The organism is Faecalimonas umbilicata, assembly GCF_004346095.1.
Classification (GTDB): Bacteria; Bacillota; Clostridia; order Lachnospirales; family Lachnospiraceae; genus Faecalimonas; species Faecalimonas umbilicata.
In genome coordinates this window covers 1-25,647 of the sequence record NZ_SLZV01000026.1, presented here as the reverse complement: position 1 = coordinate 25,647, position 25,647 = coordinate 1, and the positions used below count along the sequence as shown (strand labels likewise).

The following is a 25,647-nucleotide window of genomic DNA, read 5'->3' as shown; positions in this document are numbered from 1 at the left end:
GATAAAAAATGAAAAGCGCCTTGAGCCAGACTTTCTCAAATATACTGTCTGCTTGCTCAAGACGCTTTTTCTATTTGCAAAATCTTCGATTAGTTGTTTGCTGCTAAGAAAGCATTGATCTTTTCTTCTAACAGATCTGCATCAAGTCCATGTACCATAGCTGCCTCTGCAAGAGTTTCAGCCTGTGAAGCAGGACATCCAAGACAGTGCATTCCTACTTCCATAAGGATTGGTGCTACTTCTGGATTTGTTCTGATCAGTTCACCGATTGTCATATCTTTTGTCACTTTCGCTGCCATATTTATTTCCTCCTTTATTTCTCTAATCGCGAAACATATTTGAACATTTATCCTTCCTTTTTCAAATATGTCATACTCTCTCTTCGATTATAATACTACTCCTTGAAATTATCAACTCTTACTTAATTGTTTATACATTTTAATACAATTTTAGAATTTTCAAAAGTCAACAAGTTTTTTATTTTTTTTCGACAAATGAAGATTTTTATTATAACTGACCAAAACATTCGTTCTTTTCTTAACAATAATAATCCACACAATTCACATTCATTCATGTGGATAATGTGGATAACTTGGTGTAAAACTTTTATTTTTAACCATTTTAGCCAGTTTCCTGTGTGGAAAACTTGTGGACAGTATTTTGATAGTATTTTTCATAATTCTCTTGTCCTCGACAACTTTGTGCACTTTGCATATGATTATTTTTCCACTATTTTCCTATGTCTATACAATTTAAAGTTTTGCATAGGAAAATAGGGCACAGTATGCTGAATCGCTTCACACATACTGCACCCATTTTTCCTCATTTCATCATCATTTTTCTTATTCCAGCACTCTTCGTATTGTAATAATATCTGTGAAAAATGCCGGACTGATCCCAATCCCGTTCTCCTCATCAATTGCATTAATAATCTGATTCTCTTCTATATAAATACCAACATGTCCCTCATATAAAATTAAATCTCCCGGAAGAATTTCATCATAAGTAACTTCTATTCCCGCATTTTCCATATCCCACGTTGTCCGCGGAAGTTTCACTCCGAATTTTCTATACACGGACTGAACAAACCCCGAACAATCTGCTCCCTCGGTCAGACTTGTGCCTCCCCAGACATATGGATTCCCAAGAAACTGCTTTGCATAGGCGACTACCCTTTTTCCTCTTTCTTCTACTGTCCCTTTCTTTTCTTCTGATTCTACAGTATCATATTTTTCTTTTATCGTAACATAATCATCGGATATATATGCTCTTCCCCCATAATATTCGATTGGAATCCACCCATTTTGAGGCTTCTCTTCTATTTTCTTTTTGGCACCTTGTTCCAACTGTCCGATAATCTGTGTGTCTGTCCCCTGACCTTGCCGCACGTTGAGACAATCTGCTGTAACTTCAGCAATCTGTATGGCAGTTTTCTCTGTTTTTTTTAACTCTTTCTCATAATACTGCTCCTTTAACAATCCAGCCCCCGCACTTGGTAAGTGTTCTGCCGCCATAGATATACAGGGAATACTTTGCGACAAAATCTCTGCTGCAATCAGACCTGCCATTATTTTCTTTCTACTTCTATCCCTCATAGTTTCCTCCTCTTTTCGCTTTTTAGTATTCCCGGTTTCCCTGAAATCATGCTTTTGTTGCCAACTTGTGAAATCTCCCTTTCAAAATTCTAAATATAAAATTTTTATGATTCCTTTCAAACATATTGTGTCAGACATTTTATCGTGTTATACTTCAAGAGTAAGTGAGTTCTATTATTTTTATAATTAAAATTAGATAATATAGCTTTACTTGCCTAAAATTTTTACTTGACAAATCCCCTTTGAATAATTTATATTATAATCATAATAACTATTACTATTATTGAAAGTGGGATTCCCATTGGCAACACTAAAATATAGTAGACAACGAGAATCCATCAAAAATTATCTGTTACACACAGAAGAACATCCCACCGCTGACACCGTCTATATGCATGTGCGGGAAGAATTCCCTAACATCAGTCTTGGGACAGTATATAGAAATCTGAACTTACTTGCAGAGACCGGAGATGCTCTGAAGATTCCCACCCCTTCCGGTGGTGACAGATTTGATGGTAAAACGACTCCACACTATCATTTTATATGTACTTGTTGTGGAAAAGTAATGGATCTGGATATGGAAAGCATTGATCATATCAATGAGATTGCCGGTAAAAACTTTGCCGGGCAGATTGAGTCTCATACGACAATGTTTTATGGAAAATGTGAAGATTGTATTTTAAAGTCTTAGCAAAAGAATTTTTCAAATATCCATTGACAAAAGAAACTAATTATGCTTAAATTAATATCAGTAACTATTACTGATATTGAAAAATAAAAAGTAAAAGAAAAGGAGATCTTAACTATGAAAAAATTTGTATGTACAGTATGCGGATATGTTTATGAAGGAGAAGCTGCACCAGCTGAATGTCCACAGTGCCACGTAGGAGCTGATAAATTCAAAGAAATGACAGGAGAAAGAGAATGGGCTGCTGAGCACGTTGTAGGTGTTGCTCAGGGTGTAAGCGAAGACATTCTTGCAGATTTAAGAGCAAACTTTGAAGGAGAATGTTCAGAAGTTGGTATGTACCTTGCTATGTCAAGAGTAGCTCACAGAGAAGGATACCCAGAGATCGGTTTATACTGGGAAAAAGCTGCATGGGAAGAAGCAGAACACGCTGCTAAATTCGCTGAATTATTAGGTGAAGTTGTTACAGACAGCACAAAGAAAAACCTTGAAATGAGAGTAGAAGCTGAAAACGGAGCTACTGCTGGAAAATTTGATCTTGCAAAACGTGCAAAAGCTGCTAACCTTGATGCTATTCATGATACAGTTCATGAAATGGCAAGAGACGAAGCTCGTCACGGAAAAGCATTCGAAGGATTATTAAAGAGATACTTCGCATAATCATCCCTATCTTATATAATATAGAAAGAGGCCAGAAAGTTTCTGGTCTTTTTCTTTTGTTTTCATCTGGACTGGTCGTTTTTTGCAAAACTGGCTATTTTTACATGACCACTCTTGTGCTAGGATAGATTTACAAAGAAATAAAAACGCCATATCGATATCGAATATGGCAAATACATGAGAGGATGAGACATATGAAAACAAAAAATCAAACTGTTATGAAATTAGCACAAACCGCATTACTGGCGGCTCTCTGCTTCGTATCATTTACTTTTTTACAGATTAAGATTCCAATGCCTGGCGGTGATGCGACATCCCTTCACATCGGAAATGCATTCTGTGTGCTTGGTGCACTGTTACTCGGAGGCTGGTATGGCGGGCTGGCTGGCGCAATTGGTATGACCATCGCCGATTTAATGGATCCAATCTATATCACTGGTGCACCAAAGACCTTTTTCCTGAAATTATGTATTGGGCTTATCGTTGGTCTTGTAGCTCACCATATTGCAAAGATCAACGACAGCACTGACAAGAAATACGTCTTTAAGTGGAGTCTGATCGCCTCGATCGCCGGTCTTAGCTTCAATGTCATCGCCGATCCGATCGTTGGATATTTTTATAAGCAATATATCCTCGGACAGCCTCAGAAAATGGCAGAAGTTCTTGCAAAATGGAGCGCAGCAACTACATTTGTTAATGCTGTTGTCTCTGTCATCCTTGTAGTATTTATCTACAACGCAGTCAGACCGATACTACTTCGCAGCGGGCTTCTTGTATCCCAACCAAAAAACTAAATAAAATATGCTCCCTCCCAGGAAACAAGTATTTATTATTACACTTGTCTTCCTCGAAGGGAGCATATCATTTGCAGATCTTCTGCAAGTTGATACCACTATTTTATAATTCGTTCTTAATCTTTTCTACTAATTCTGTGTATTCTTGTTCTGTGAGATACTTTTCTCCCGGATTCATTGCGAATACACCGCCCCACTCATATCCATCTTTATATTTCGGAACCAGATGGAAGTGCAGATGATGTCCAGTATCTCCATATGCTCCATAGTTCACTTTCTCCGGCTGAAATAATTTGTGAAGCACATTGGCAACTTTAGCCACTTCATCAAAATATAAATGAAGTTCTTCCTGAGATAATTCTACCAGTTCACTTACATGTTTCTTATGAGCAACGATCACACGTCCTAAGTGGCTCTGTTCTTTAAATAAGTAAACTTTTGAGCTTTCCAATTCACAAATCTTAATTCCAAATGCATCTAATAATTCGCCTTCTACGCAGTATGCACAATTCTGATCTTTCATTCTTTTATCCTCCTGAATCTGTTCTATCTTCTTTTATACACTACCACATTTAAAAAATATTTACAATCGTATTCCTTACCTCTTAACAAAGGACTTGAAAGGGTAACCCCCTTCCAAGTCCTCTTTCTTTTATCTTACATATTTTTCCAATGTGTTTCTCACTGCACCGGTTCCTGCAAGCATTTCTTTCAAGTAACCACATACAGTTTCTGCCATGTTCACTTCGTACAAGTTCACACCAAAAATTGCTTTATTTTCTAAGATCGGTCTTACAGAAGCTTCCACATCTGTCTCTTCTCCGAGTTTGAATCCTGCTACGTATGGACAAACTGTCTCAAGAAGCGGATCTGGGCTTAAGTCAAATGTTTTTCCATTGTCATCCACACCCATCAGATAACGGAGCCATCCTGCAAATACAAGTGGAATCAGTTTCAGATCTGCTGTATTTAAGCTCTCATCTGCCTCATATGCTTTGATCGTCTCACCGAAACGGATCGCAAGCTTCTGGGAAGTATCTGTTGCGATTCTCTGTGGAGTATCCGGCATAAACGGATTTGGAATACGCACATTTAAAACCGTATCGATAAATTCTTTCGGGTCAAGGATCCCCGGATTTACTACAACCGGAAGTCCTTCCACATATCCGATTCCCTCTACAAGTTTCTTTAATACTTCATCTTTCATTTCTTTAGAAATCAAGTCATATCCGAGCAGACATCCAAACACTGCCAGTGTTGTGTGAAGCGGATTTAAACAAGTGCAGACTTTCATCTTTTCTACCTTGTCTACAGTCTCGCGTGTTGTAAACATCAGTCCGCCTTTTTCCAGTTCCGGTCTTCCATTCGGGAATCTGTCTTCAATGACAAGGTACTCACACTCTTCCGCATTGACAAACGGCGCCACATAGGAATTCTTGGAAGTGATCACCGGCTCGAGTTCTTCCACCCCATCATTTTTTAAGATTTCTTCCACAGAACTGTCCGGACGAGGAGTAATCTTATCAATCATAGTCCACGGGAAAGAAACTTTGTCAGGATTTTCGATGTAAGCTACAAATCCAGCCTCAGCAACTCCATTTTTTACCCATGTCTCTGCAAATGTGTGGACTGCATCGTATAACTTCGTTCCGTTGTGGGAACAGTTGTCCATACTTACCATTGCCACCGGCTTTTCTCCTGCCTGGTATCTTGCATATAAAAGTGCAGATACTTTTCCGATATAACTTCTTGCCTTCTCAGGTCCTGCCACAAAATCCTCTGCGACATCTGCAAGTGTTTCCCCTTTTCCATTTACAAGGCTGTATCCCTTCTCTGTAATTGTAAAACTTGCCATCTGAAGAGAATCTGTCGTGAAGATTTCTTTAAGTCTTCCAAAATCTGTCTCATTCTCAGAATCCAATGCAAGAGATTCTGCAACACTTCCTACTACAGTTTTCTCTACACTGCCGTCTGCTTTTAATGTCACAAGAATGCTGTAATCATCGTGTGGGCGGTTCATTTTTTCTACGATTTCATAATCATATCCTTCCGCCACAACAATTCCTCTGTCAAGCACTCCTTCATTTAAGAGATTCTGTGCCACATTTGCCTGAAATGCACGGAAAAGATTCCCTGCTCCAAAGTGTACCCAATATGGTGCTTCTTTTGTGGCAGCCACCATTTGCTCACGGTCAAACTGCGGAAGTCGGTATCCTTTTTCCTCCCACTGTTTTCTATCTGCCAATCCAGCTTTGCTTAACTGCATCCTATTTTGCCCCTTTCTCAATTGCTTCCCAAAGTCCGTTTAAGTAAGTTGCTCCAAGTGCTCTGTCATACAGTCCGTATCCAGGCATTGCCACTTCTCCCCAGATCATACGACCGTGATCTGGTCTGATCGGTCCTGTAAATCCGATTTCATAGAGTGCTTTCATAATTTCATACATATCAAATGTTCCGTCAGAAGAAAGGTGTGCAGCCTCCTCAAAATCTGTCGGAGAGTTGAATTTTAAGTTACGCACATGTGCAAAATGGATTCTTCCTTTCAGAGAGCGGATCATATCCGGAAGATCATTTTTTAAGTTTGTTCCATAAGATCCTGAGCAGAATGTCACACCATTGTGCGGGTTGTCTACCATACTCATCAGTCTTAAGATATTTGTCTTATTGATGATAATTCTAGGAAGTCCAAATACGCTCCATGCAGGATCGTCCGGATGAATTGCCATGTTAATGTCGTATTTGTCACATACCGGCATAATTCTCTCCAGGAAATATTTGAGATTTTCAAATAACTTTTCATCATCAATATCTTTATACATCTCAAACAGTTCTTTTACTTTCTCCATACGTTCTGGTTCCCATCCCGGCATCACTGTTCCGTTCATATCCCCGGCAATTGACTCAAACATGTTTTCCGGATTGATTGCATCTACTGCTTCCTGTGTATATGCAAGTACTGTAGATCCATCTGGTCTCATTCTTGCAAGCTCTGTTCTTGTCCAGTCAAATACCGGCATGAAGTTATAACATACAAGATGAATATCTTCCTGTCCGAGATTTTCCAGTGTCTCAATGTAATTATCGATGTATTTATCTCTGTCTGCCGCACCTGTCTTGATTGCATCGTGTACGTTGACACTTTCAATACCTGCTACATGAAGACCTGCTGCTTCTACTTCTGCCTTCATCTCGCGGATTCTCTCTCTGCTCCACACTTCTCCCGGTGTTGTGTCATATAATGTTGTGATAACTCCTGTCACACCCGGAATCTGGCGGATCTGCTGTAATGTTACTGTATCAAATTTTGAACCATACCATCTTAATGTCATTTCCATGATTTTCTTGTTTCCTTTCATTACCTCTTTTATTTGCGTTTCTTCTTTTCATCTTACAAAAAAACAACAAAAAGCACCATTGGCGTATTTGTTGTATACATTGCATTTCTTGTTGTTTTATAGTATTATAGCAAAATAAAACCAAAAAATCTCACCGAAAAGCAGAAAGGACGCCCTATGAAGAAAGAACTCCGCACACAGTTTCTTACACGCCAGCATATGGTATCAAAAGATTTTGAGATTTACTATTACAGTGACACAACTCTCTTAAAAGTAGAAAATCATGCTCACAATTACTATGAATTCTATTTTTTTCTGGAAGGTGATGTCAGTATCCAGATTGGTTCTGATATTTATCCAGTTCAATTTGGTGACATTATGCTGATTCCCCCGCACATTTACCACCACTCGATCATCCATAGTTCTAAAGTTCCTTACCGGAGATTTATCTTCTGGATCAGTCAGGAATATTGTAATTATCTTGCCCAGATTTCGCCGGATTATGTATATCTTATGCACCATGTGCAGGCAACACACACTTATCTGTACCACAACGACCGGGTATCCTTCAATGCGGTGCAGTCCAAAGCACTTCGCCTGATTGAGGAAATGCAATCGGATAAATTCGGAAAAGAAGCACAGATTCCGCTCTCCGTCAACGATTTGATCCTTCATCTGAACCGAATGATCTACGAACGTCTGCATCCTGCAAGACAACATGAAGGACTTGCCCTGTACCAGAACATCTCGCAGTATATCGAAGAGCATCTCAATGAAGACCTGTCGCTGGATCGCCTTGCGAGAGAATTTTATGTGAGTAAGTATCATATCGCCCATATCTTTAAAGACAGTATCGGAATCTCCGTGCACCAGTACATCACCAAAAAACGGTTAGACCAGTGCCGGGAGGCAATTCTTGGAAATATGAGCATTACTGAAATCTACCAGTTGTTCGGATTTCGGGATTACTCTAGCTTTTACCGGGCATTTAAAAAAGAATACGGAATCTCCCCGAAAGATTACCGGGATATGAATTCATTAATTCTGAATCATTAGATTTCCGCATTCTTCTTAATTTTTTCCTATTACTTTTTGTTCTTATTTTTTACTTTTGATTTGCCGGCTCGATTGCAATGGATTTTCCTTTGATCTTCACATTCTGCATTGCGTGAAGAACATCTCTTGCATACTCTCTCGGCACTTCTACAAATGTATATTTATCAAACATATCGATCGTTCCGATCAGTTTTCCAGGCATTCCACTTTCTCCTGCAAGCGCTCCAAGAATGTCTCCCGGTCTTGCTTTCTGCTTCTTCCCAATATTGATGAACAGTCGGACCATTCCCGGCTCTTCCGCTCCGGTATCTCCGAAGTCAAATTCATCTTCCGATTCATTTTCATCTTTCATTCCGGTGTACAATTTCAAAAATGCGGCTGCCATATCCATTGCTGTATAGTCAGAATCATTGACTTTCTCCTCAATTGCATTGATCATCATGGTCAGATCTTCTTTTTCGATCATCTTCTCAATCTCTTCCAATACATTGTCAATCTTTGTATTTGCGACATCGTTCAATGACGGTACTTTCTGCGCGTAGATCTTTGTCTTGCAGTAACGCTGGATTTCTTTCAATTTATATACTTCTTTTCCGGAGACAAAAGAAAAAGAACGTCCAACTCTTCCTGCTCGTCCGGTTCTTCCGATCCGGTGTACATAATACTCTTCATCCTGTGGCAGATCATAGTTAAATACTGCCTCCACTTCATCGACATCAATTCCTCTTGCAGCCACATCTGTCGCTACAAGGATATCTGTCTTTCCACTTCTAAATCCCTGCATTACACGGTCTCTCTGTGCCTGCTTCATATCTCCGTGAAGTCCTGCTGCAAAGTATCCGCGCCCTAAAAGTGCAGTTACAAGCAGATCTACCTGCTTCTTCGTATTACAGAAGATCACAGAAAGTTTCGGTGTATAAATGTCAAGCAGACGTGTCAGCACTTCTTCCTTATTCTTCGGTTTTACCTCATAGTAGAACTGTTCAATATTCGGCACAGTCAGTTCCTTTTTCGTCACTTTGATCACTTCCGCATTCTTCTGGAATTTCTTCGTAATCTCCATAATTGCCTTCGGCATCGTTGCGGAAAATAATACGGTCTGCCGCTCCTCTGGAACTCCTTCCAGAATCGTCTCGATATCCTCTCGGAATCCCATATTCAGCATCTCATCCGCCTCATCTAAGATAACCGTATGCACCTGCTCCATTTTAATTGTCTTTCTTCTCATGTGGTCCATCACACGTCCCGGTGTTCCGATGATCAGCTGTGTTCCACTCTTCAAGGAACGAATCTGTTTTACAATTTCCTGCCCTCCATAAATTGGAAGTACTTTGATTCCATGCATATACTTTGCCAGATTCCGGATTTCCTCCGCCACCTGAATTGCAAGTTCTCTTGTCGGGCAGAGAACGATTCCCTGTAATTTCTTGTTCTTCGGATCAATTTTTTCCAGCATCGGAATTCCAAATGCGGCTGTCTTTCCTGTTCCTGTCTGTGCCTGTCCGATGATATCTTTTCCTGTCATCATAACCGGGATGGCTTTACTCTGAATCGGAGATGCCTCCTCAAATCCCATATGTTTTACTGCTTTTTGAATCTCCGGGCAGATTCCAAGCTCTTCAAATCTTAATGTTTCCATTATTTGTTTCCTTTCCGTTCTTTCTGTATTTATCTATCCTGTCATTCATACTTTATTGGAAAGTAATTTATGACTAATATTTCCTACATGCTATTTCTGTCCATAAAAATGAGGCTGGTGCAAAATGAACTTTGCAGCAACCCCACTCATAAAGTACACGTCTTTCATCATAACAGATGCCCTGAATTTTGTCTATCTTTTTCTTTTCCTCTTGCATTTTTGTAATAGAAGTAGTAATATCAACATATACTTAATGTAGTATTGAAAACTACTTATCGTTTTATTCATCATTGTTCAGGAGGCATTCTTATGAAACAAAAACATTTAAAAGATCCCGGAAGCGCGATTACCCATTTTATCGCAATGCTGATGGCTATCTTTTCCGCAACACCATTGTTGATAAAAGCAGCTCACAAAGGAGATCCCATCTATGTGATTTCCCTCGCAATCTTCATTGGAAGTATGATCTTATTATACACTGCAAGCACCTTATATCACTCCCTTGATATTTCCGAGAAAGTGAATAAGCGTCTGAAAAAATTTGACCATATGATGATCTCTGTGCTGATTGCAGGAAGCTACACACCCATCTGCCTGATCACCTTAAAAGGACCTGTCGGCTATACCATGCTTACAATCGTGTGGGGCATTGCAATTCTCGGAATCCTTGTGAAAGCGTTTTGGGTAAACTGTCCGAAATGGTTCTCCTCGGTTCTTTATATCGGAATGGGATGGACCTGCGTTTTGGCATTCACAAAACTGCTTGACACAATGTCCCCAGGTGGATTTGGATGGCTTTTAGCCGGCGGAATCGTCTATACCATCGGAGGAATTATTTACGCACTGAAACTTCCAATCTTCAACAACAAGCATAAGAACTTCGGAAGTCATGAGATCTTTCATCTATTTGTGATGGGCGGAAGTGTCTGCCACTTTATCGTGATGTATGTGTTCCTATTAAGATAATCCATAAAAAGAAGACCGGAAACTTTCTTCCAAGCTTTCAGTCTTCTTTTCATCTTTTATTCTCCTTTGTTCAGCATATTCTCTACGACTTCTTTTCCCATCTGGTAAACCATCTTAGATCCATCTAGCTGCACATAGTAATATGATCCGCTCTCATCCAACTTACCAATATTCAATGTAAGTGTCTGCTCTTTCTTATCATCGTCTTCATACACTGCCTCAATTTTGATCTTTTCATTTTCCTCTAATCCATACGATGCCAATTTTTCATCTTTCACCGCATATTCCACACAAGTTCCAAATGATGCTGCTCCGAATCCTCCGGCAATCGCTGCCAAATCTTCTTTCTGGCTCTCCTCTTTGGAATCGTATACGGTCTGATTGCCATTTTCTGTGATCGTCACTTGCTTCAAGTTTGCACTTCCAATACTTGGCAGTGTTTCTTTCTGAAGGAAGTCATTCAGTTCATAAGAAATTGTGTCCAAACTCGTCCCGGAGACGGTGTACACTTTTTCTTTATCATTCAGGGTCATATAATAATTTTCCTCCACTGCATTTCCAAAGTAAAGTGTAGTCTCTGTCCCTTCACTATCTTTCAAATGGATTGTGTATTTCGGGTTTTCCAGACCGTAATCGGAAAGCTGATCTGTCTCTTTTAGTTCCCTCACTGCTGTAAGATTTCCAAAGGCTGTTGCCATCGCATCAATATAGCTTTGTGCAACTGGAAACTCCTTGTCTTTTGTGTAATACCACACATCTTCATTCTTTGCAAATGCAAAATCATTTCCCTCATACTGATAAGAAATCTCCTGGAGATCCGAAATATCTGTCACGGTAACGGTATTTTCCTCAGCGGTCTCTGCTTCCTTCTGTTCCTGCTTTCGATTGTAACTTCCAAGTCCCAGATAAACAATGACAAGCACTGCCAGGGCGCCAGTCAAAATCAGTAGTGATCTATGTTTCTTCATATACGCCCTCCTGCTATGCCTTTCTTCGTTTCATCCATCTTGCAAATCCAGAGATCAGAATGATCGCCGGCACTCCAAAGATCATCAGCAGGCTGAATCCTCCGGCATACTGTACGGTATTATAGGTAACTGCAAGACTCTTTGGCTCGATCGCTGTATTTTCTACATCATCAAAATTACTTGTCACTGCATTCATAAACAATTTGAGGTTTTCTACCGTTGTAAAAGCATCTGTCAGCTGGCTATCGATCATCATCGGCGCTGAGATCACCGTCAGTCTTCCCTCATCCTCTGTCGCCACTGCACCAAGAATATATTCTCCCTGCTCCTGTTTATCCTCTGTTACTGCAAATCCATTCTCAGAAGTTGTCATAAATGGCGTAACACTGATCGTATCTCTTGCCGGATCTGTCTCAACCATTCCACGTGCATTCAAAAGCAGCACCATATTGCTTGACATTCCTTCCCCAAGTTCTCCAGAAGCATTGATTTCCGGGAAGAATGAATATGGATTTCCCTGGTACGCACGCTCCGTATCTGCAATATACCCATCTGCCATCTGAAGTCCGTATTCTTCCATAAATGCATCAAGAATTGGTGTCTCCTGATCTTCTGCACCAGAGATCAACATCATTTTTCCACCGTTTTTCAAATACTCAGAAAGTGTATTTTTTTCATCTTCTGTAATATCCGTGGTCGGTGCATACATAAACAAAAGATCACAGTCTTCCGGAATCTCATTGTTCATCAGCAGGTTTAGCTCTTCCATCGATAAATTTGCCTTCTCAAACAGTTCTGACAGGCTGGTAGATACTGTACTTTCTCCATGTCCACTCGTCCGGTAAATTTTCTTTGTCTCTTCACTTGTCACATAATTAACTGCGCTTGTGAGCTGTCCCTCCGCATCAAATTGTGACTCCTGCATCTGACCAGTCATATAGTAAGAAGACTGATCATAGACGATGATGTCTGTAAATGAAATCGTTGTTGTCTTTTCTGTATCCGGACAGGATACCACGATTGTATTTGAAGATGTATCATACTCAGTCAGTGCCGCAGGATGAAGCACCGGATCGATCCACTCAACAGAAATTTTCCCCGACAATGCGGCATATTTACTTAAAAATGTTTTGATTCTTTCATCTGTCGAAGATTTCTCCGCCAATACTTTTATTTCTACTTTTTTATCCAGTTTTTTCAGCATCTTTTTCGATGTATCTGTGATTTCATAGATTTGATTATCACTGATGTCAATATTTCTCACAGACTCCGGGAGTCTTCCTGCAACGAGATTGATCACGATCACCACGGCAACTGCAACCGCTGTCAGCCCCAGACTGTACGCACCTTGTTTCGTATGAATCGTTCCAAATAGTTTTTTCAATTTTTCCACAATACTGCCCTCCTAACTCCAACGCCTTTTCTGAATTGTCTGCACGGTCAGAAAGACACATAGGAAAATCAAAGAAAAATAGAGTATCATTCCGCTGATATCAACAATATGAGTAAATGCAATGTTTGTAAACGGCTCTGTCAGAATAAATTTTCCAAACAGATCTGGAAGCAGGTTATCAAACAGACTGGATTTTGCAAAATATGTTCCAATTGCTGCGGCAGCGCCTAACACTTCCACGCCTGCTGCAATCACCCAGTTTTTCGTCATCTGATAAATACCGATGACCAGAACTGTCAGAATCGCGAGAATCCCCATCAAACCTCCCATCGCCGACGTCGGCAGGAAGTCAACAAGTCCTTCCCACAAATACAGAACGAGAAGTACCCCAAATGTGCTGATTGCAGCAATGATCTGGCTCTCTGTGAGCGCAGATAAAAACATTCCAATTGCAATATAGACACATCCAAGAAGGAAAAATGCCAGAATTGCCATGTAATCAATGCCGATATGTGCTTCTCCCTGGCTTTCGATGATCAGTGGAAATACCGCATAGATTGCACATGGAACCGCAAAAACTGTAACCATTGCAAAATATTTTCCAAGCACGATCTGACTAAGACTTACCGGAGCTGTCAAAAGAAGTTGATCTGTTCTGCTTTTCTTCTCCTCCGCAAAGCATTTCATCGTAAGTACCGGGACTGCCACCAGCATAATAAAAAGTATAGAGTTTAGCGCATAAGAAAAATATGGATATCCCATATTCAGATTATACACCATGAAATAAATTCCGGTGATCGCTACAAGAAATGCTATAAATACATACCCGATCATAGAATCGAAATAGGATTTTAATTCTCTCTTATAAATCGCTTTCATCATCTTCTCCTCCTTCCTCATTCGTAGAAACGCTCGGCTCTTCCGGAATCTCTATATCAGATTCCGTGTCGGGCTCGCTGTCAAACTTCCCGGTATGAAAGCCCGATTTTTTCTGCTCGGGGTCTCCTGTTTCCTCCTGCGTCAGTTTTAAGAAGACATCTTCCAATGTGATTCTTGACAGATTCAACTTCAGTAGTGCACAATGTTCCTCTGCAAATGTGTGAAAGAGTTTCTCCCTAATATCCTTCTGATCTACGGTCTTGATAAAAATATCCGTCGTTCCATCTTGTTGTTCCTTATAGTCTACCGTTTCAATCTCCTCTATTTTGCTAAGAATCTCTCTTACTCTTGTCTCTTCTGCTTTGGCTGTCAGTTCAATCGTTTCAGAACCATTTAAAAGCCGCTCCAGATTCTCAGGAGTGTCACTTGCTACCAGCTTTCCATGCGCAATGATCATGACATAATCACAGACCGCCTGTACTTCCGCCAGAATATGAGAACTCAGAATGATCGTATGATTTTTGGAAAGTTCCTTGATCAGTTCCCGTATCTCGATAATCTGTTTCGGATCCAGTCCGACCGTAGGTTCGTCTAAGATGATCACTTCCGGGAAGCCAAGAACTGCCTGTGCAAGCCCGACTCTCTGCTTGTATCCTTTTGACAGATTTTTAATCAGACGTCCTTCTACCTCCTCCAGCTTAACAAGCTTCAAGACGTGATCCACTTCTGATTTTCTATCTTTTTTCTTTACCTTTTTCAATTCTGCTGCAAAGTCAAGATATTCTTTTACAGTCATATCCAGATACAGCGGCGGAATCTCAGGGAGATACCCAATGCTTTTCTTTGCTGCTTCCGGCTCCTCAAGAATGTTATGCCCGTTGATGAGCACTTCTCCTTCCGTGGCGCCTAGATATCCCGTCATAATATTCATAGTTGTAGATTTTCCTGCACCATTTGGTCCGAGAAATCCATAGATCTGACCACTCTCCACTGTAAAGTTGAGATGGTCTACCGCCAGATGACTGCCATAGCGTTTTACCAGATTTTTAACTTCTATCAACTTTTTACCCTCCCGACAAAATGTGTTTCTCTGGATCATGCTTTCGACTTTCCTGAATGATTTCCGCATCCATTACGGAATACTTTTTACACTGCTGCCAAAAACACGCTCTGATTTTTTTATTCTATAAAAGAAACTCGTTGATTCTGTGACAGTTATGTGTTCATTCTGTGAAAAGCTCCGACATCTTTCAGCATCTTTTGTCTTTTTCCATTGGAAAATAAGAAAGAACCAACCCTCTCATCGGATCAGTTCTTCTTTTTCCTTCCGGCTCAGCTGCTTTATCGCATATTCTCTTTTCATCGCTTCTTCTTTTGTTTCAAATGTCTCATAATAGATGAGTGTGACCGGTCGTCTCGCCTTTGTATACTTCGCACCCCTGCCCTGATTATGTGCCTCCATGCGGCGGGTAAGATCGTTTGTCCAGCCGGTATAAAAGGTTCCGTCACTGCATTTTACAATGTATGTATAATTCATGGATCCTCTGCTCATTTCCTTTATCTTTTCCTATTTCTACATTCTTCTTTAAAAACAGATTATTTTTTTATTTTAATCTGAGCGGAATCATTACAGATACTTTCGTATACTTTATCAGAAGAATTCCAAAATTTTTCAAATTGGAACTGATGTTTTTTTAACTTGTCTGCCAAATTACTTTGTCTGAGTAAATCACGTTTATAATCGCTGTTGGATTTACTTCCCGTCAGTTCTTTTATCTGGCTGATTGCACAACTTCTCAAAAATTCATCTTCTAAATTTTTCACCTGCATAATACACAATACCTGTTTTACATTAGAATCTTTTTGTAAAAAACGAATATTTTTTAACAAAGTATTCTTTTTACCAGTGTCTGTGTCAAATACCAGAACAACGATTGTTCCCGGTTTCAAAGTTCTTGTAATCAAACTTGTCAGTTCTTCTTCAATAACATTAAAAACTTGAACTTTACCGGGCTTGATCCATTGCAAATCTGTTTTGAGTGTATTAACAACTTTTCTGTCATCTTCTCCTTCAACAAAATAATGATATTGTTCCCTCTTCATATGTACTGATTACCCTTTTTAATTCATCTGACAAAGATTAGCAATTTCATATACAAATTCAACATTTGGTGCAGATGAAAACAAATCATTTTCTACTGCATTTCTCAGAGAATCTGTATTTCTTTTCAAATAGTCAGAAGCACTAATACATTTTATTGGCTCCTGCTCGTCATAGATATCTTTCTTCAAAAAGGCAAAGGTATGTTTTGGTAAATGTAAATCTAAAATATCTGTATTGTGTGTTGTAAAAAATAACTGATCGTTGTCTTTCAAACATTCAATCATCACAGATAAAAATGCCTTCTCAATATCACTGTGTATAAATGAAAATTTCTCATCACAATAGTAAAATCCATGATCTCCATTGATAATCGATGCCACTACCATTGCTAATGCAATCCCTGCTTTCGTGCCACTGGATAATATTTCCTGATCAACTACCTTTCCATCCTGCATAATCACATTTCTGTTTTTCATCCGAATCACAAATGCATTGTCAACACTTTGTATTCTTTCCACTTTTTTAATAGATGGATCAAGCGCTTTCAATGTTTTTTCTAAGATGTTCGTATATCTCTCAACGTGATTCTCTGGTATTTGATATCTTGTCAAAGAATCTGAAGGGTACTCAAACAGCCATGATAATCCTCTTATTTTCTCCAACTCTTCGACAAAATTATTCCCTTTTTGTAATTGTATCTCTTTAAATTTTTTACAACAACTCTCGTAACTGTCCTTTTTACTGATTTCTACTTTTTGCACATCCACTGCAATATCTGCCATCTCGTATCTTTCACTTATTCCAGGAGAAATTCTTGTGGCAATCCTATACATTGCATATTCATTTGTAATAAAATCCATTGTAAAAAAAGCATCCTGAGTTGTATCGTCAATGACTTTTGTGATTTTTTCGAACTGTTTTGTATCCATAAAATTAAACACAGCCATCAGGAATCGTCCAAAAGATGTCTTTCCTGTTGCATTTGCTCCCATCAAAATATTTACTTTTTTATAACGAAAATTTGAACGTCCCTGTAAAAACTCTCCTTTAATGGAAGAATCTACAATTTTCTTTGGATACGACATGTTCATCCTAAAATTCCTAAATGCAAAAAAATTATCCATTTCCACATTCATCACAATCATTTTTCTTCCCTCCCATACTATTTCTTCGTAATACACGAATTAATCCTCCTTTATTATACTCTTTTTCCCACCTCGATACAATCATATAGGATGTTTTTCTCTTCTGTTAACAAAAAAAGAAAAGATCCCAAAGCAGTTTTGCAAAACTTTCTCTTCAGGATCTTTTCTTTTTCTGTTTTCTATTCGTATGCGATATGGTCCATCGGGTTGACTGGCTGTCCATCTTTTAACAGCTGGAAATATAAGTTTGGACCTTCTACACTGTAATACTTTGTCGGTTCGCTCACATAGCCGATCACACTGTTTTCTGTCACATACTCTCCTGGCTGTACCGGTACTTCTTTGAGTTGTCCGTAAATGGCTGCATAACCATTCCCCATATCAATACTTACGGTTGTTCCGGTCTGCGCATTTGTATCGACCGCTGAGACTGTTCCTGCGGCTGCCGCTTTTACTTCTGCACCGACTTGCCCACTGATCACTACGGCTGGATTATACTTATACTGATCAAGTGTGGCAAAATAAATGCTCTGATCCATGCTGTAATTCATAATCACATTTCCGTCTACCGGCCACAGAAGGGTGTCTTCCTCACTGAAATAAGCTGCTGTTCCCGCAGCTGCCGTCTGCTCTGCCCCTGCATCCGGCTGTGCCGGAGTTTCCTTCGCATGTTCCGTGGCTTCTCCTTCTTCCTGTTGTTCTTCTCCGTCGGAATTTTGCGCTGCTTCTTCCTGCTCTGGAAGTACGATTCTATCTGTGTTGGCGGCTTCCGACTGTTCTTTTTCTTCTGCCTCTCGCTCTTTTTCTTTCTGTTCTTCTTCGGCCTTGGCAAGCTGCTCTTTCATCTCACGTTTGTAGCTGCTGAATGTATAAGCCCCTACCAGTGCGACAACTGCGATAAAACATATTGCGATTGCTGCTGCCATGCCTTTTCCCTTCATTTGGAATGGCTCTTCATTTTTCTTCATCTTCATCACCTCTGACTTTATTTTTGCCAGAAAGCGATGTGCTTATTCCAATTTTAAAAATATTTCCCCGCCATCTTTTAACTGCGCACCTTCATAAAAATATTGAAGGATTTCTTCGTATCCTTTTCCTTCTTTTGCCATCTGATTTGCTGTATACTGACTCATACCGACTCCGTGCCCGATTCCACCGGAAGTAATTTGCAGTTTTCCTTTCTGCTCCTGAAAAGAAAAATGACTGGAAGGTAATTCCAATGCTTCCCGAAATTCTTCTCCGGTGCAGGTTGCCTGACCAATCCGCACAGTTGTCACATATCCCGCCGCATCCGTTCCCTGTATTTCAAAATCATCAAATGTTGCTTTTTTGTCTTCTTTTGTCTCTTCGGGATTTTCTACTGCGGTTAAAAACTTGCGGCATTTTTCTTTTACTTTATGATATGGCAGCACACACTCCTGCAGCTGTTCTTTCGCCTCCAAATCCTTTGGACAATCCCTTGCCGGAAGATATGGATACGACTCGCTTCCAAATGCTTCCTGCCCGCTTCTCGTCTTTCCTGCACTCAGTTTGTGATATGGCAGCATTACATATTGATCCTGATACTGCAAAATCATTTGATCTGTTTCCTGCACTGCTCTTTTCAAATTCTCCTTGCAGGTTTCTGTCTCTTCCCCCCACTCCTGCTCCAACTCTTCCATGCTATAAAAATCATCGGTGAAAATAGTCTTTCTGTCATGGTCTAATTTCTCATAAAAACCAGATCGAAGAATCACCGCCTGCGCCTTCAGCGCTTCCAGTTCCGAATCGGCTGCCATCTCTTTTGCAAGAACTCCTGCGAGATATTTCTCCCACACGATCTCCTCGACTCTCGTCCCTACCTGCACCTTTACATAGTCTTCTTTTACGCGGCTGCTTGTTTTGATGTGGGCGCCATTCATAAAAAGTGTCACCACATATGGCAACAAAAATATAATGACCAACAGTGAAAATAATTCTCTGGCTTTTCTTCGCATCTCTTCGTCCCTCCTCTACAATGTATGGAGAGATTATGGAAACTATACCGTCATCTTTTATGAAATATGGAAAAAAGGAAGCTGCCGCTTCACGATTTATTAATCGCCAAAGCAGCAGCACCAAAAAATTACTCTATTCTGATTTTCAATCCATTTTTACAGCCTTGGATCCGGCTTCACTGTCACTTTTTTCAATTTCCATATATCTGCAACGTACTCTTCGATCGTTCTGTCAGACGTAAACTTACCGCAGGATGCTGTGTTTAACAATGCCATCTTTGCCCACCTGTCCTGATCGCGGTATGCCGCTTCCACACGCTTCTGGGCTTCTGCATAAGAACGGAAGTCTTTGAGGATAAAGTAGGTATCTGCTCTGTCGCTGCTCTTTGTATTTAGTAATGAATTGTACAGATCACGGTACAGTTCATGATCTCCATTTGCATAAGTTCCGTCCACAAGCTGGTCAACAACTCTTTTTAACTCCCAGTCACTGTTGTAAATATCCATTGGTTGATAACCGCCATTGTTCTCGTAATTAATGACTTCGTCTGAACTGAGACCAAAGATAAATGCATTTTCCATTCCAACTTCATCCACGATCTCTACATTGGCACCGTCCATGGTTCCAAGTGTCGGGGCACCATTTAACATAAATTTCATATTTCCGGTTCCCGATGCTTCTTTCGAAGCGGTAGAAATCTGCTCGCTGACATCCGCAGCTGCAAAGATCAGTTCCGCATTTGAGACACGGTAATCTTCGATAAAGACAACTTTAATCTTTCCATTGATACTTCTGTCATTGTTGATCACATCCGCCACAGAGTTGATCAGTTTGATCGTCTGTTTTGCACGCTTATATCCGGCTGCCGCCTTTGCCCCAAAAATAAAAGTTCTTGGATAGAAAGTAATCTCCGGATGCTCTTTCATCTGATTGTACAGATACATTACATGAAGAATATTCAACAGCTGACGTTTGTACTCATGAAGTCTCTTAACCTGTACATCAAAGATTGATTCCGGATCCACTTCAATCCCATTATGCTCTTTGATATATTTTGCAAGACGGATTTTATTTTGATATTTGATCTCCATAAATTCTTTTCTTGCTTTCGGGTCATCTGCCAGCGGTTTTAATTTTGCCATCTCGGAGAGATCTGTGATCCACTTATCTCCGATATGCTTTGTCACCCAGTCTGCAAGCAGTGGGTTTCCATGAAGTAAGAATCGTCTCTGTGTGATTCCGTTTGTTTTATTATTAAATTTCTCAGGCATCATCTCGTAGAAATCTTTCAGCTCTTCGTGTTTTAAGATCTCTGTATGAAGCTTTGCAACACCATTGACAGAAAATCCTGCAACAATTGCAAGGTGTGCCATTTTTACCTGTCCATCGTAGAGAATTGCCATTTTTCTGACTTTCTCTTCATTTCCCGGATACATCTGGCGCACTTTTTCTACGAAACGGCGGTTGATCTCTTCTACAATCTGATATACTCGCGGAAGCAATCTGGAGAACAGATCGATCGGCCATTTTTCAAGCGCCTCAGACATGATCGTATGGTTTGTGTATGCACAACATTTTGTTGTAACATTCCATGCATCATCCCAGCTTAATCCTTCCTCGTCCATCAGAAGACGCATTAACTCTGCAACCGCTACAGTCGGATGAGTGTCGTTCATCTGGAAGATCACTTTCTCATGCAGACGGCGAATATCATCGTTGGAGCGTTTGTATTTATCAATGGCTTCCTGAAGACTTGCAGAGATGAAGAAATACTGCTGTTTCAAACGTAATTCTTTTCCCGCATAATGATTATCGTTTGGATAAAGCACCTCCACAATTGTTTTTGCAAGATTTTCCTGCTCCACAGCTTTGTGGTATTCCCCACGATCAAAAGAATCTAAACGGAAAGAGGTGATTGCTTTCGCATCCCAGATCCGCAGTGTATTTACTACATTATTTCCATAACCGACGATTGGCATGTCATATGGAATTGCAAGCACGGACTCAAAATTCTCCTGGATAAATTCATCTCTTCCAGTCTCGTAATTGTGCTGCATACGGATCGTACCGCCGAAGCGGACTTCCTTTGCATATTCGTCCCTGCGAACTTCGAATGGGTTCCCGTTTTTCAACCAATTATCTGGTGTCTCTACCTGATACCCATTTTTAATTTTTTGTTTGAACATTCCGTAATGATAACGGATCCCGCATCCATATGCAGGATAGCCAAGAGAAGTAAGAGAGTCTAGAAAGCAAGCTGCAAGACGTCCCAATCCACCATTTCCAAGGGCCGCATCCGGCTCCTGATCTTCCACTGCATTCAAATCAATTCCCATTTCTTCCAGAGCCTCTTTCACATCCTGATAAGCAGTTAAATTGATCAGGTTATTTCCGAGTGCCCTTCCCATCAAAAATTCCATCGACAGATAATACACTGTCTTTGGTGATTCCTTTTCGTATACTTCCTGAGTCGCAAGCCAGTTGTCAATAATATATTCTTTTACAGCATAAGACACCGCCTGAAATGTCTGCTGCGGTGTTGCCTCATCTATCGTTCTTCTATATAAAGTCTTCACATTGTTCTTGACTTCTTTTTTAAACGCTTCTTTATCAAACTTAAAATCCGACACTTTCTCTCTCCTCTCTCTTTTATCCCCGCACCTCTTTCTGACGTGCGGGGATCATGCTCGTGTACCGTCTCTTTAATCTGTGTAACTCTCTCTTAAATTAACGCTGTACACCCATATTTACTTTTTCACCATTGATGTTCCACTCTTTGACATATCCTGCCGGAGTCTCCTGCTTCATCTCTGTCGCAAGCACTTCGCCCATGATCTCTGTCTGATATTTTGCGAACACTTCATTGGCCTTCTCTGTTCCTTCGTAATATACTGTGATCTTGTCTGTCACTTCAAAGTCTGCTTCTTTTCTCATTGTCTGGATCTTACTGATGATCTCTCTGACAAATCCTTCTTCCAAAAGCTCTTCTGTCAGGTTTGTATCCAACACAACTGTCACACCGTTGTCGCTCTCAGAAACATATCCTTCCATCTGTGCCATATCGATCAGCAAGTCCTCTTTAAATAATGTCACTTCCTGTCCATTCACATCCAGTTTCAGGGATCCTGTCTCATTCAGCTCATCCATTGCCTTATTTCCATCCAGATTTTCAAGGGCAGCTTTGATTCCACCTAACATTTTACCATATTTTGGTCCAACAGTCTTCAACTGCGGTTTAAATGTATATGAAGTAAATGCGCGAACATCATCTGTAAATTCCATTTCTTTTACATTTAACTCTTCTTCTACAATCTCCTGGTAAAATTCTGGTAAAGTTACAGAAGACTTCACAAACATTTTTCCGATTGGCTGACGGTTCTTAATGTTTGCAGTATTTCTGCATGCACGTCCCATCACAACTAATTTCAGAACTTCATCCATGTTCTCTTCTAACTCACGGTCGATCAACGCTTCATCTGCAACCGGGAAGTCACATAAGTGGATACTTTCCGGAGCTTCTTTGTCGATGCTTCTGACAAGATTCTGATAGATATCTTCTGTCATAAACGGAATCATTGGCGCAGCTACTTTTGCCACAGTCACAAGTGCTGTGTAAAGTGTCATATACGCATTGATCTTATCCTGCGGCATTCCTTTTGCCCAGAAACGCTCACGGCTTCTTCTGACATACCAGTTACTCATATCATCCACAAATTCCTGAAGTGCTCTTGCACTTTCCGGAATCCGGTAATTTTCCAGATTTGTATCTACAGTCTTGATCAATGTATTCAACTTGGACAACAGCCATTTATCCATAACCGGAAGTTTCTCGTATTCCAGCTGATATTTTGTCGCGTCAAACTGATCGATCTCCGCATATAATACGAAGAATGCGTAAGTGTTCCAAAGTGTTCCCATGAATTTACGCTGTCCTTCTGTCACGATCTTGCCGTGGAAACGGTTTGGAAGCCACGGTGCACTGTTGATATAGAAATACCAGCGGATCGCATCTGCTCCGTACTGCTCTAATGCTTCAAACGGATCGACTGCATTTCCTTTGGATTTACTCATCTTCTGTCCTTTTTCATCCTGCACATGTCCAAGCACGATAACATTCTTATATGGCGCTTTGTTAAATACAAGTGTCGAGATTGCAAGCAGAGAATAGAACCATCCTCTTGTCTGGTCTACCGCCTCGGAAATAAAGTCTGCCGGGAACTGCTGCTCAAATAAATCTTTATTTTCAAATGGATAATGGTGCTGTGCAAACGGCATCGCCCCACTGTCAAACCAGCAGTCGATAACTTCCGGCACACGGTGCATCTCCTTTCCACAGTGCGGACACTTGATCGTCACTGCATCGATAAATGGGCGGTGCAGTTCGATATCATCCGGACAGTTGTCTGACATTGATTTCAGTTCTTCAATGCTTCCGATGGAATGCATATGTCCACATTCACATTCCCAAACATTAAGAGGAGTTCCCCAGTATCTGTTACGGCTGATTCCCCAGTCCTGTACATTCTCAAGCCAGTCTCCGAAACGTCCTTTTCCGATGCTTTCCGGAATCCAGTTGATCGTATTGTTGTTTCTGATCAGATCTTCTTTTACTTCTGTCATCTTGATGAACCATGACTCACGCGCATAATAGATCAATGGAGTATCACATCTCCAGCAGTGTGGATAGCTGTGTTCAAAATTCGGAGCAGCAAAGAGAAGTCCTCTCTTCTCCAGATCTTCTAATACCATCGGATCTGCTTTCTTACAGAATGTTCCTGCCCATGGAGTTTCCTCTGTCATCTCACCCTTTTCATCTACTAACTGAAGGAATGGAAGGTCATATCTGCGTCCAACCTGCGCATCATCCTCACCAAATGCAGGTGCAATATGAACGACACCAGTACCATCTGTAAGTGTAACGTAATCAGCACATGTCACATAGTATGCCCGCTTATTTAACTCTACAAACGGGAATAACGGCTCATACTCTTTATTTTCCAAATCTTTTCCGACATAAGTCTCTACGACTTCCACATCACCTTCCAACACGGTATCCACAAGTGCCTGTGCCATATAGTATGTGTAACCGTCATTTTTTACTTTTACATAAGTTTCATTCGGGTTGACACAAAGTGCAACGTTAGAAGGAAGTGTCCATGGCGTTGTCGTCCATGCAAGGAAGTAAGCATCTTCTCCCTTTACTTTAAATCTTACGATTGCGGAACGCTCTTTGACATCTTTATATCCCTGTGCGACTTCGTGGCTGGAAAGCGGAGTTCCACAACGAGGGCAGTAAGGTACGATCTTATATCCTTTGTATAACAGTCCTTTGTCCCAGATCTGTTTTAATGCCCACCACTCAGACTCAATAAAGTTATTGTCGTAAGTAACATATGGGTTATCCATGTCTGCCCAGAATCCAACTGTCGCAGAGAAATCTTCCCACATTCCTTTATATTTCCATACACTGTCTTTACAATGTTTGATAAATGGCTCTAATCCATATTCCTCAATCTGCTCTTTTCCATCCAGTCCAAGTAATTTTTCCACTTCCAGTTCCACCGGAAGTCCGTGTGTATCCCACCCGGCTTTTCTTGGTACCATATATCCCTTCATGGTACGGTATCTTGGAATCATATCCTTGATGACACGAGTCAGCACATGTCCGATGTGCGGTTTTCCATTGGCAGTCGGAGGTCCATCGTAAAATGTATATGTCTCCCCTTCTTTTCGGTTTTCCATACTTTTCCGGAAGATATCATTCTCTTCCCAGAATTTTTCTGTTTTCTTCTCACGGTCAACAAATTTTAAGTCCGTAGATACTTTCTGATACATACTGATTCTCCTTTACTTTCTATATTTCATAAATGCGGTCCTGCCGGCCCGGTTGCAAAGTAATCTTAAAAATAGAACATAAGATTTTCCTATGTAATAAAAAAACTCCCGCCCTGTAAAAGGACGGAAGCATAATCTTTCGTTTTACCACCTGTTACAACATACCAGCATATGCGCTCCCGATAACGGCGGAATCCCGTCAGTGCTTACTTATTTTTCCAAAAAAATGTTCAGCCCCTGCAACTCAGAAGTGATATTCAAATATACTTTACTCCTACCAGGCTTCCACCATCCCCGGCTCGCTTTGATTTTCCGGTATATTCTACTGTCTTCGTCAACGTCTTTACCTATACAAATTCCATTATAGAAACATTTCACGCCGCCGTCAAGAGTTGTTTGTGATGTTTTTCCCAACTTTTCTTTACCATTTTTTCATACTCTATTTATGGATTGTGTGACGTTTTCATGGTAGAATCAGAATAACTTAAAAACTTGCGGAAGTTAACTCCATTTGGATCTGTGTCAACTACCCACGACCTAAAGGTCATGGGCTTGTAACTGCCCAGTCGTACGAACGACATACGTCTCCGACTTTTAACCCCAAAAGATATTG

The 25,647-nt window shown here is 40.4% G+C and carries 22 protein-coding genes; 5 read left to right on the top strand and 17 right to left on the bottom strand.

Features of this window, described 5'->3' with window-relative positions; all coding sequences use genetic code 11:
• Positions 1-89: 89 nt before the first annotated feature.
• Both EDD74_RS11675 and EDD74_RS11670 read right to left on the bottom strand, forming a co-directional pair.
• Positions 90-299 (bottom strand): DUF1858 domain-containing protein, encoded by a 210-nt coding sequence (locus tag EDD74_RS11675; RefSeq protein WP_008977192.1) that lies wholly within the window; start codon positions 297-299, stop codon positions 90-92.
• Positions 300-842: 543 nt separating this feature from the next.
• Positions 843-1,595: a C40 family peptidase gene (locus EDD74_RS11670; protein WP_116441034.1), complete on the bottom strand. Its 753-nt coding sequence runs from the start codon at positions 1,593-1,595 to the stop codon at positions 843-845.
• A gap of 301 nt (positions 1,596-1,896) precedes the next feature.
• On the opposite strand from EDD74_RS11670, the gene EDD74_RS11665 reads away from it, so the two are divergent.
• The 3 genes from EDD74_RS11665 to EDD74_RS11655 all read left to right on the top strand — a co-directional run bounded on the left by EDD74_RS11665 (position 1,897) and on the right by EDD74_RS11655 (position 3,737).
• On the top strand, positions 1,897-2,286 hold the full coding sequence (locus tag EDD74_RS11665) for a Fur family transcriptional regulator (RefSeq protein ID WP_009263424.1): 390 nt from the start codon (positions 1,897-1,899) through the stop codon (positions 2,284-2,286).
• A gap of 114 nt (positions 2,287-2,400) precedes the next feature.
• A complete protein-coding gene (locus EDD74_RS11660) occupies positions 2,401-2,943 on the top strand; it encodes a rubredoxin-like domain-containing protein (protein ID WP_008977195.1) in 543 nt (180 codons plus the stop codon).
• 194 nt (positions 2,944-3,137) lie between these two features.
• Positions 3,138-3,737, top strand: coding sequence for an ECF transporter S component (locus tag EDD74_RS11655; protein ID WP_008977196.1), 600 nt, complete (start codon positions 3,138-3,140; stop codon positions 3,735-3,737).
• Positions 3,738-3,840: 103 nt separating this feature from the next.
• Here the strand turns inward: EDD74_RS11655 and EDD74_RS11650 are convergent, their stop codons facing one another.
• From EDD74_RS11650 to uxuA, 3 genes are all read right to left on the bottom strand, one after another.
• Entirely contained in the window at positions 3,841-4,260 is a 420-nt protein-coding gene (locus EDD74_RS11650) for an HIT family protein (protein WP_116441033.1), read from the bottom strand.
• Positions 4,261-4,389: 129 nt separating this feature from the next.
• A complete protein-coding gene (locus tag EDD74_RS11645; RefSeq protein ID WP_008977198.1) occupies positions 4,390-6,003 on the bottom strand; it encodes a mannitol dehydrogenase family protein in 1,614 nt (537 codons plus the stop codon).
• Between the two features lies 1 nt (position 6,004).
• Complete coding sequence (gene uxuA / locus EDD74_RS11640) at positions 6,005-7,072, bottom strand: mannonate dehydratase (RefSeq protein WP_009263429.1); 1,068 nt, start codon at positions 7,070-7,072, stop codon at positions 6,005-6,007.
• Positions 7,073-7,249: 177 nt separating this feature from the next.
• Here uxuA and EDD74_RS11635 point away from each other — a divergent pair, with 177 nt between their 5' ends.
• Positions 7,250-8,128 (top strand): helix-turn-helix transcriptional regulator, encoded by an 879-nt coding sequence (locus tag EDD74_RS11635; protein WP_008977200.1) that lies wholly within the window; start codon positions 7,250-7,252, stop codon positions 8,126-8,128.
• A 49-nt stretch (positions 8,129-8,177) separates the two neighbouring features.
• Here the strand turns inward: EDD74_RS11635 and EDD74_RS11630 are convergent, their stop codons facing one another.
• Positions 8,178-9,767, bottom strand: coding sequence for a DEAD/DEAH box helicase (locus tag EDD74_RS11630; protein ID WP_008977201.1), 1,590 nt, complete (start codon positions 9,765-9,767; stop codon positions 8,178-8,180).
• 309 nt (positions 9,768-10,076) lie between these two features.
• Between EDD74_RS11630 and trhA the strand changes: the two genes are divergently transcribed.
• On the top strand, positions 10,077-10,733 hold the full coding sequence (trhA, locus tag EDD74_RS11625) for a PAQR family membrane homeostasis protein TrhA (protein WP_008977202.1): 657 nt from the start codon (positions 10,077-10,079) through the stop codon (positions 10,731-10,733).
• A gap of 56 nt (positions 10,734-10,789) precedes the next feature.
• Here trhA and EDD74_RS11620 read toward each other — a convergent pair whose 3' ends face one another.
• From EDD74_RS11620 to ileS, 11 genes are all read right to left on the bottom strand, one after another.
• Positions 10,790-11,701: a DUF4340 domain-containing protein gene (locus tag EDD74_RS11620; RefSeq protein WP_116441032.1), complete on the bottom strand. Its 912-nt coding sequence runs from the start codon at positions 11,699-11,701 to the stop codon at positions 10,790-10,792.
• Between the two features lie 13 nt (positions 11,702-11,714).
• Positions 11,715-13,094, bottom strand: a complete 1,380-nt coding sequence (locus EDD74_RS11615; protein ID WP_116441031.1) for a DUF7088 domain-containing protein — start codon at positions 13,092-13,094, stop codon at positions 11,715-11,717.
• A 12-nt stretch (positions 13,095-13,106) separates the two neighbouring features.
• Positions 13,107-13,973 (bottom strand): ABC transporter permease, encoded by an 867-nt coding sequence (locus EDD74_RS11610; RefSeq protein ID WP_008977205.1) that lies wholly within the window; start codon positions 13,971-13,973, stop codon positions 13,107-13,109.
• A complete protein-coding gene (locus EDD74_RS11605) occupies positions 13,957-15,072 on the bottom strand; it encodes an ABC transporter ATP-binding protein (RefSeq protein WP_116441030.1) in 1,116 nt (371 codons plus the stop codon). The genes EDD74_RS11610 and EDD74_RS11605 overlap by 17 nt, the downstream gene beginning before the upstream one ends.
• A 201-nt stretch (positions 15,073-15,273) precedes the next feature.
• On the bottom strand, positions 15,274-15,510 hold the full coding sequence (locus tag EDD74_RS11600; protein ID WP_116441389.1) for a GIY-YIG nuclease family protein: 237 nt from the start codon (positions 15,508-15,510) through the stop codon (positions 15,274-15,276).
• A 59-nt stretch (positions 15,511-15,569) separates the two neighbouring features.
• Complete coding sequence (locus tag EDD74_RS11595; protein ID WP_116441029.1) at positions 15,570-16,076, bottom strand: hypothetical protein; 507 nt, start codon at positions 16,074-16,076, stop codon at positions 15,570-15,572.
• A gap of 18 nt (positions 16,077-16,094) precedes the next feature.
• A complete protein-coding gene (locus EDD74_RS11590; protein WP_242990046.1) occupies positions 16,095-17,258 on the bottom strand; it encodes an AAA family ATPase in 1,164 nt (387 codons plus the stop codon).
• Positions 17,259-17,401: 143 nt separating this feature from the next.
• On the bottom strand, positions 17,402-18,190 hold the full coding sequence (locus EDD74_RS11585) for a M23 family metallopeptidase (protein WP_008977210.1): 789 nt from the start codon (positions 18,188-18,190) through the stop codon (positions 17,402-17,404).
• A 42-nt stretch (positions 18,191-18,232) separates the two neighbouring features.
• A complete protein-coding gene (locus EDD74_RS11580; RefSeq protein WP_008977211.1) occupies positions 18,233-19,198 on the bottom strand; it encodes a SpoIID/LytB domain-containing protein in 966 nt (321 codons plus the stop codon).
• A gap of 156 nt (positions 19,199-19,354) precedes the next feature.
• The gene (locus EDD74_RS11575; RefSeq protein ID WP_116441028.1) at positions 19,355-21,829 is read right to left on the bottom strand and encodes a glycogen/starch/alpha-glucan phosphorylase; all 2,475 of its coding nucleotides are present in this window, start codon (positions 21,827-21,829) and stop codon (positions 19,355-19,357) included.
• A 97-nt stretch (positions 21,830-21,926) separates the two neighbouring features.
• Entirely contained in the window at positions 21,927-25,034 is a 3,108-nt protein-coding gene (gene ileS, locus EDD74_RS11570) for an isoleucine--tRNA ligase (protein WP_016441289.1), read from the bottom strand.
• Positions 25,035-25,647: the final 613 nt, after the last annotated feature.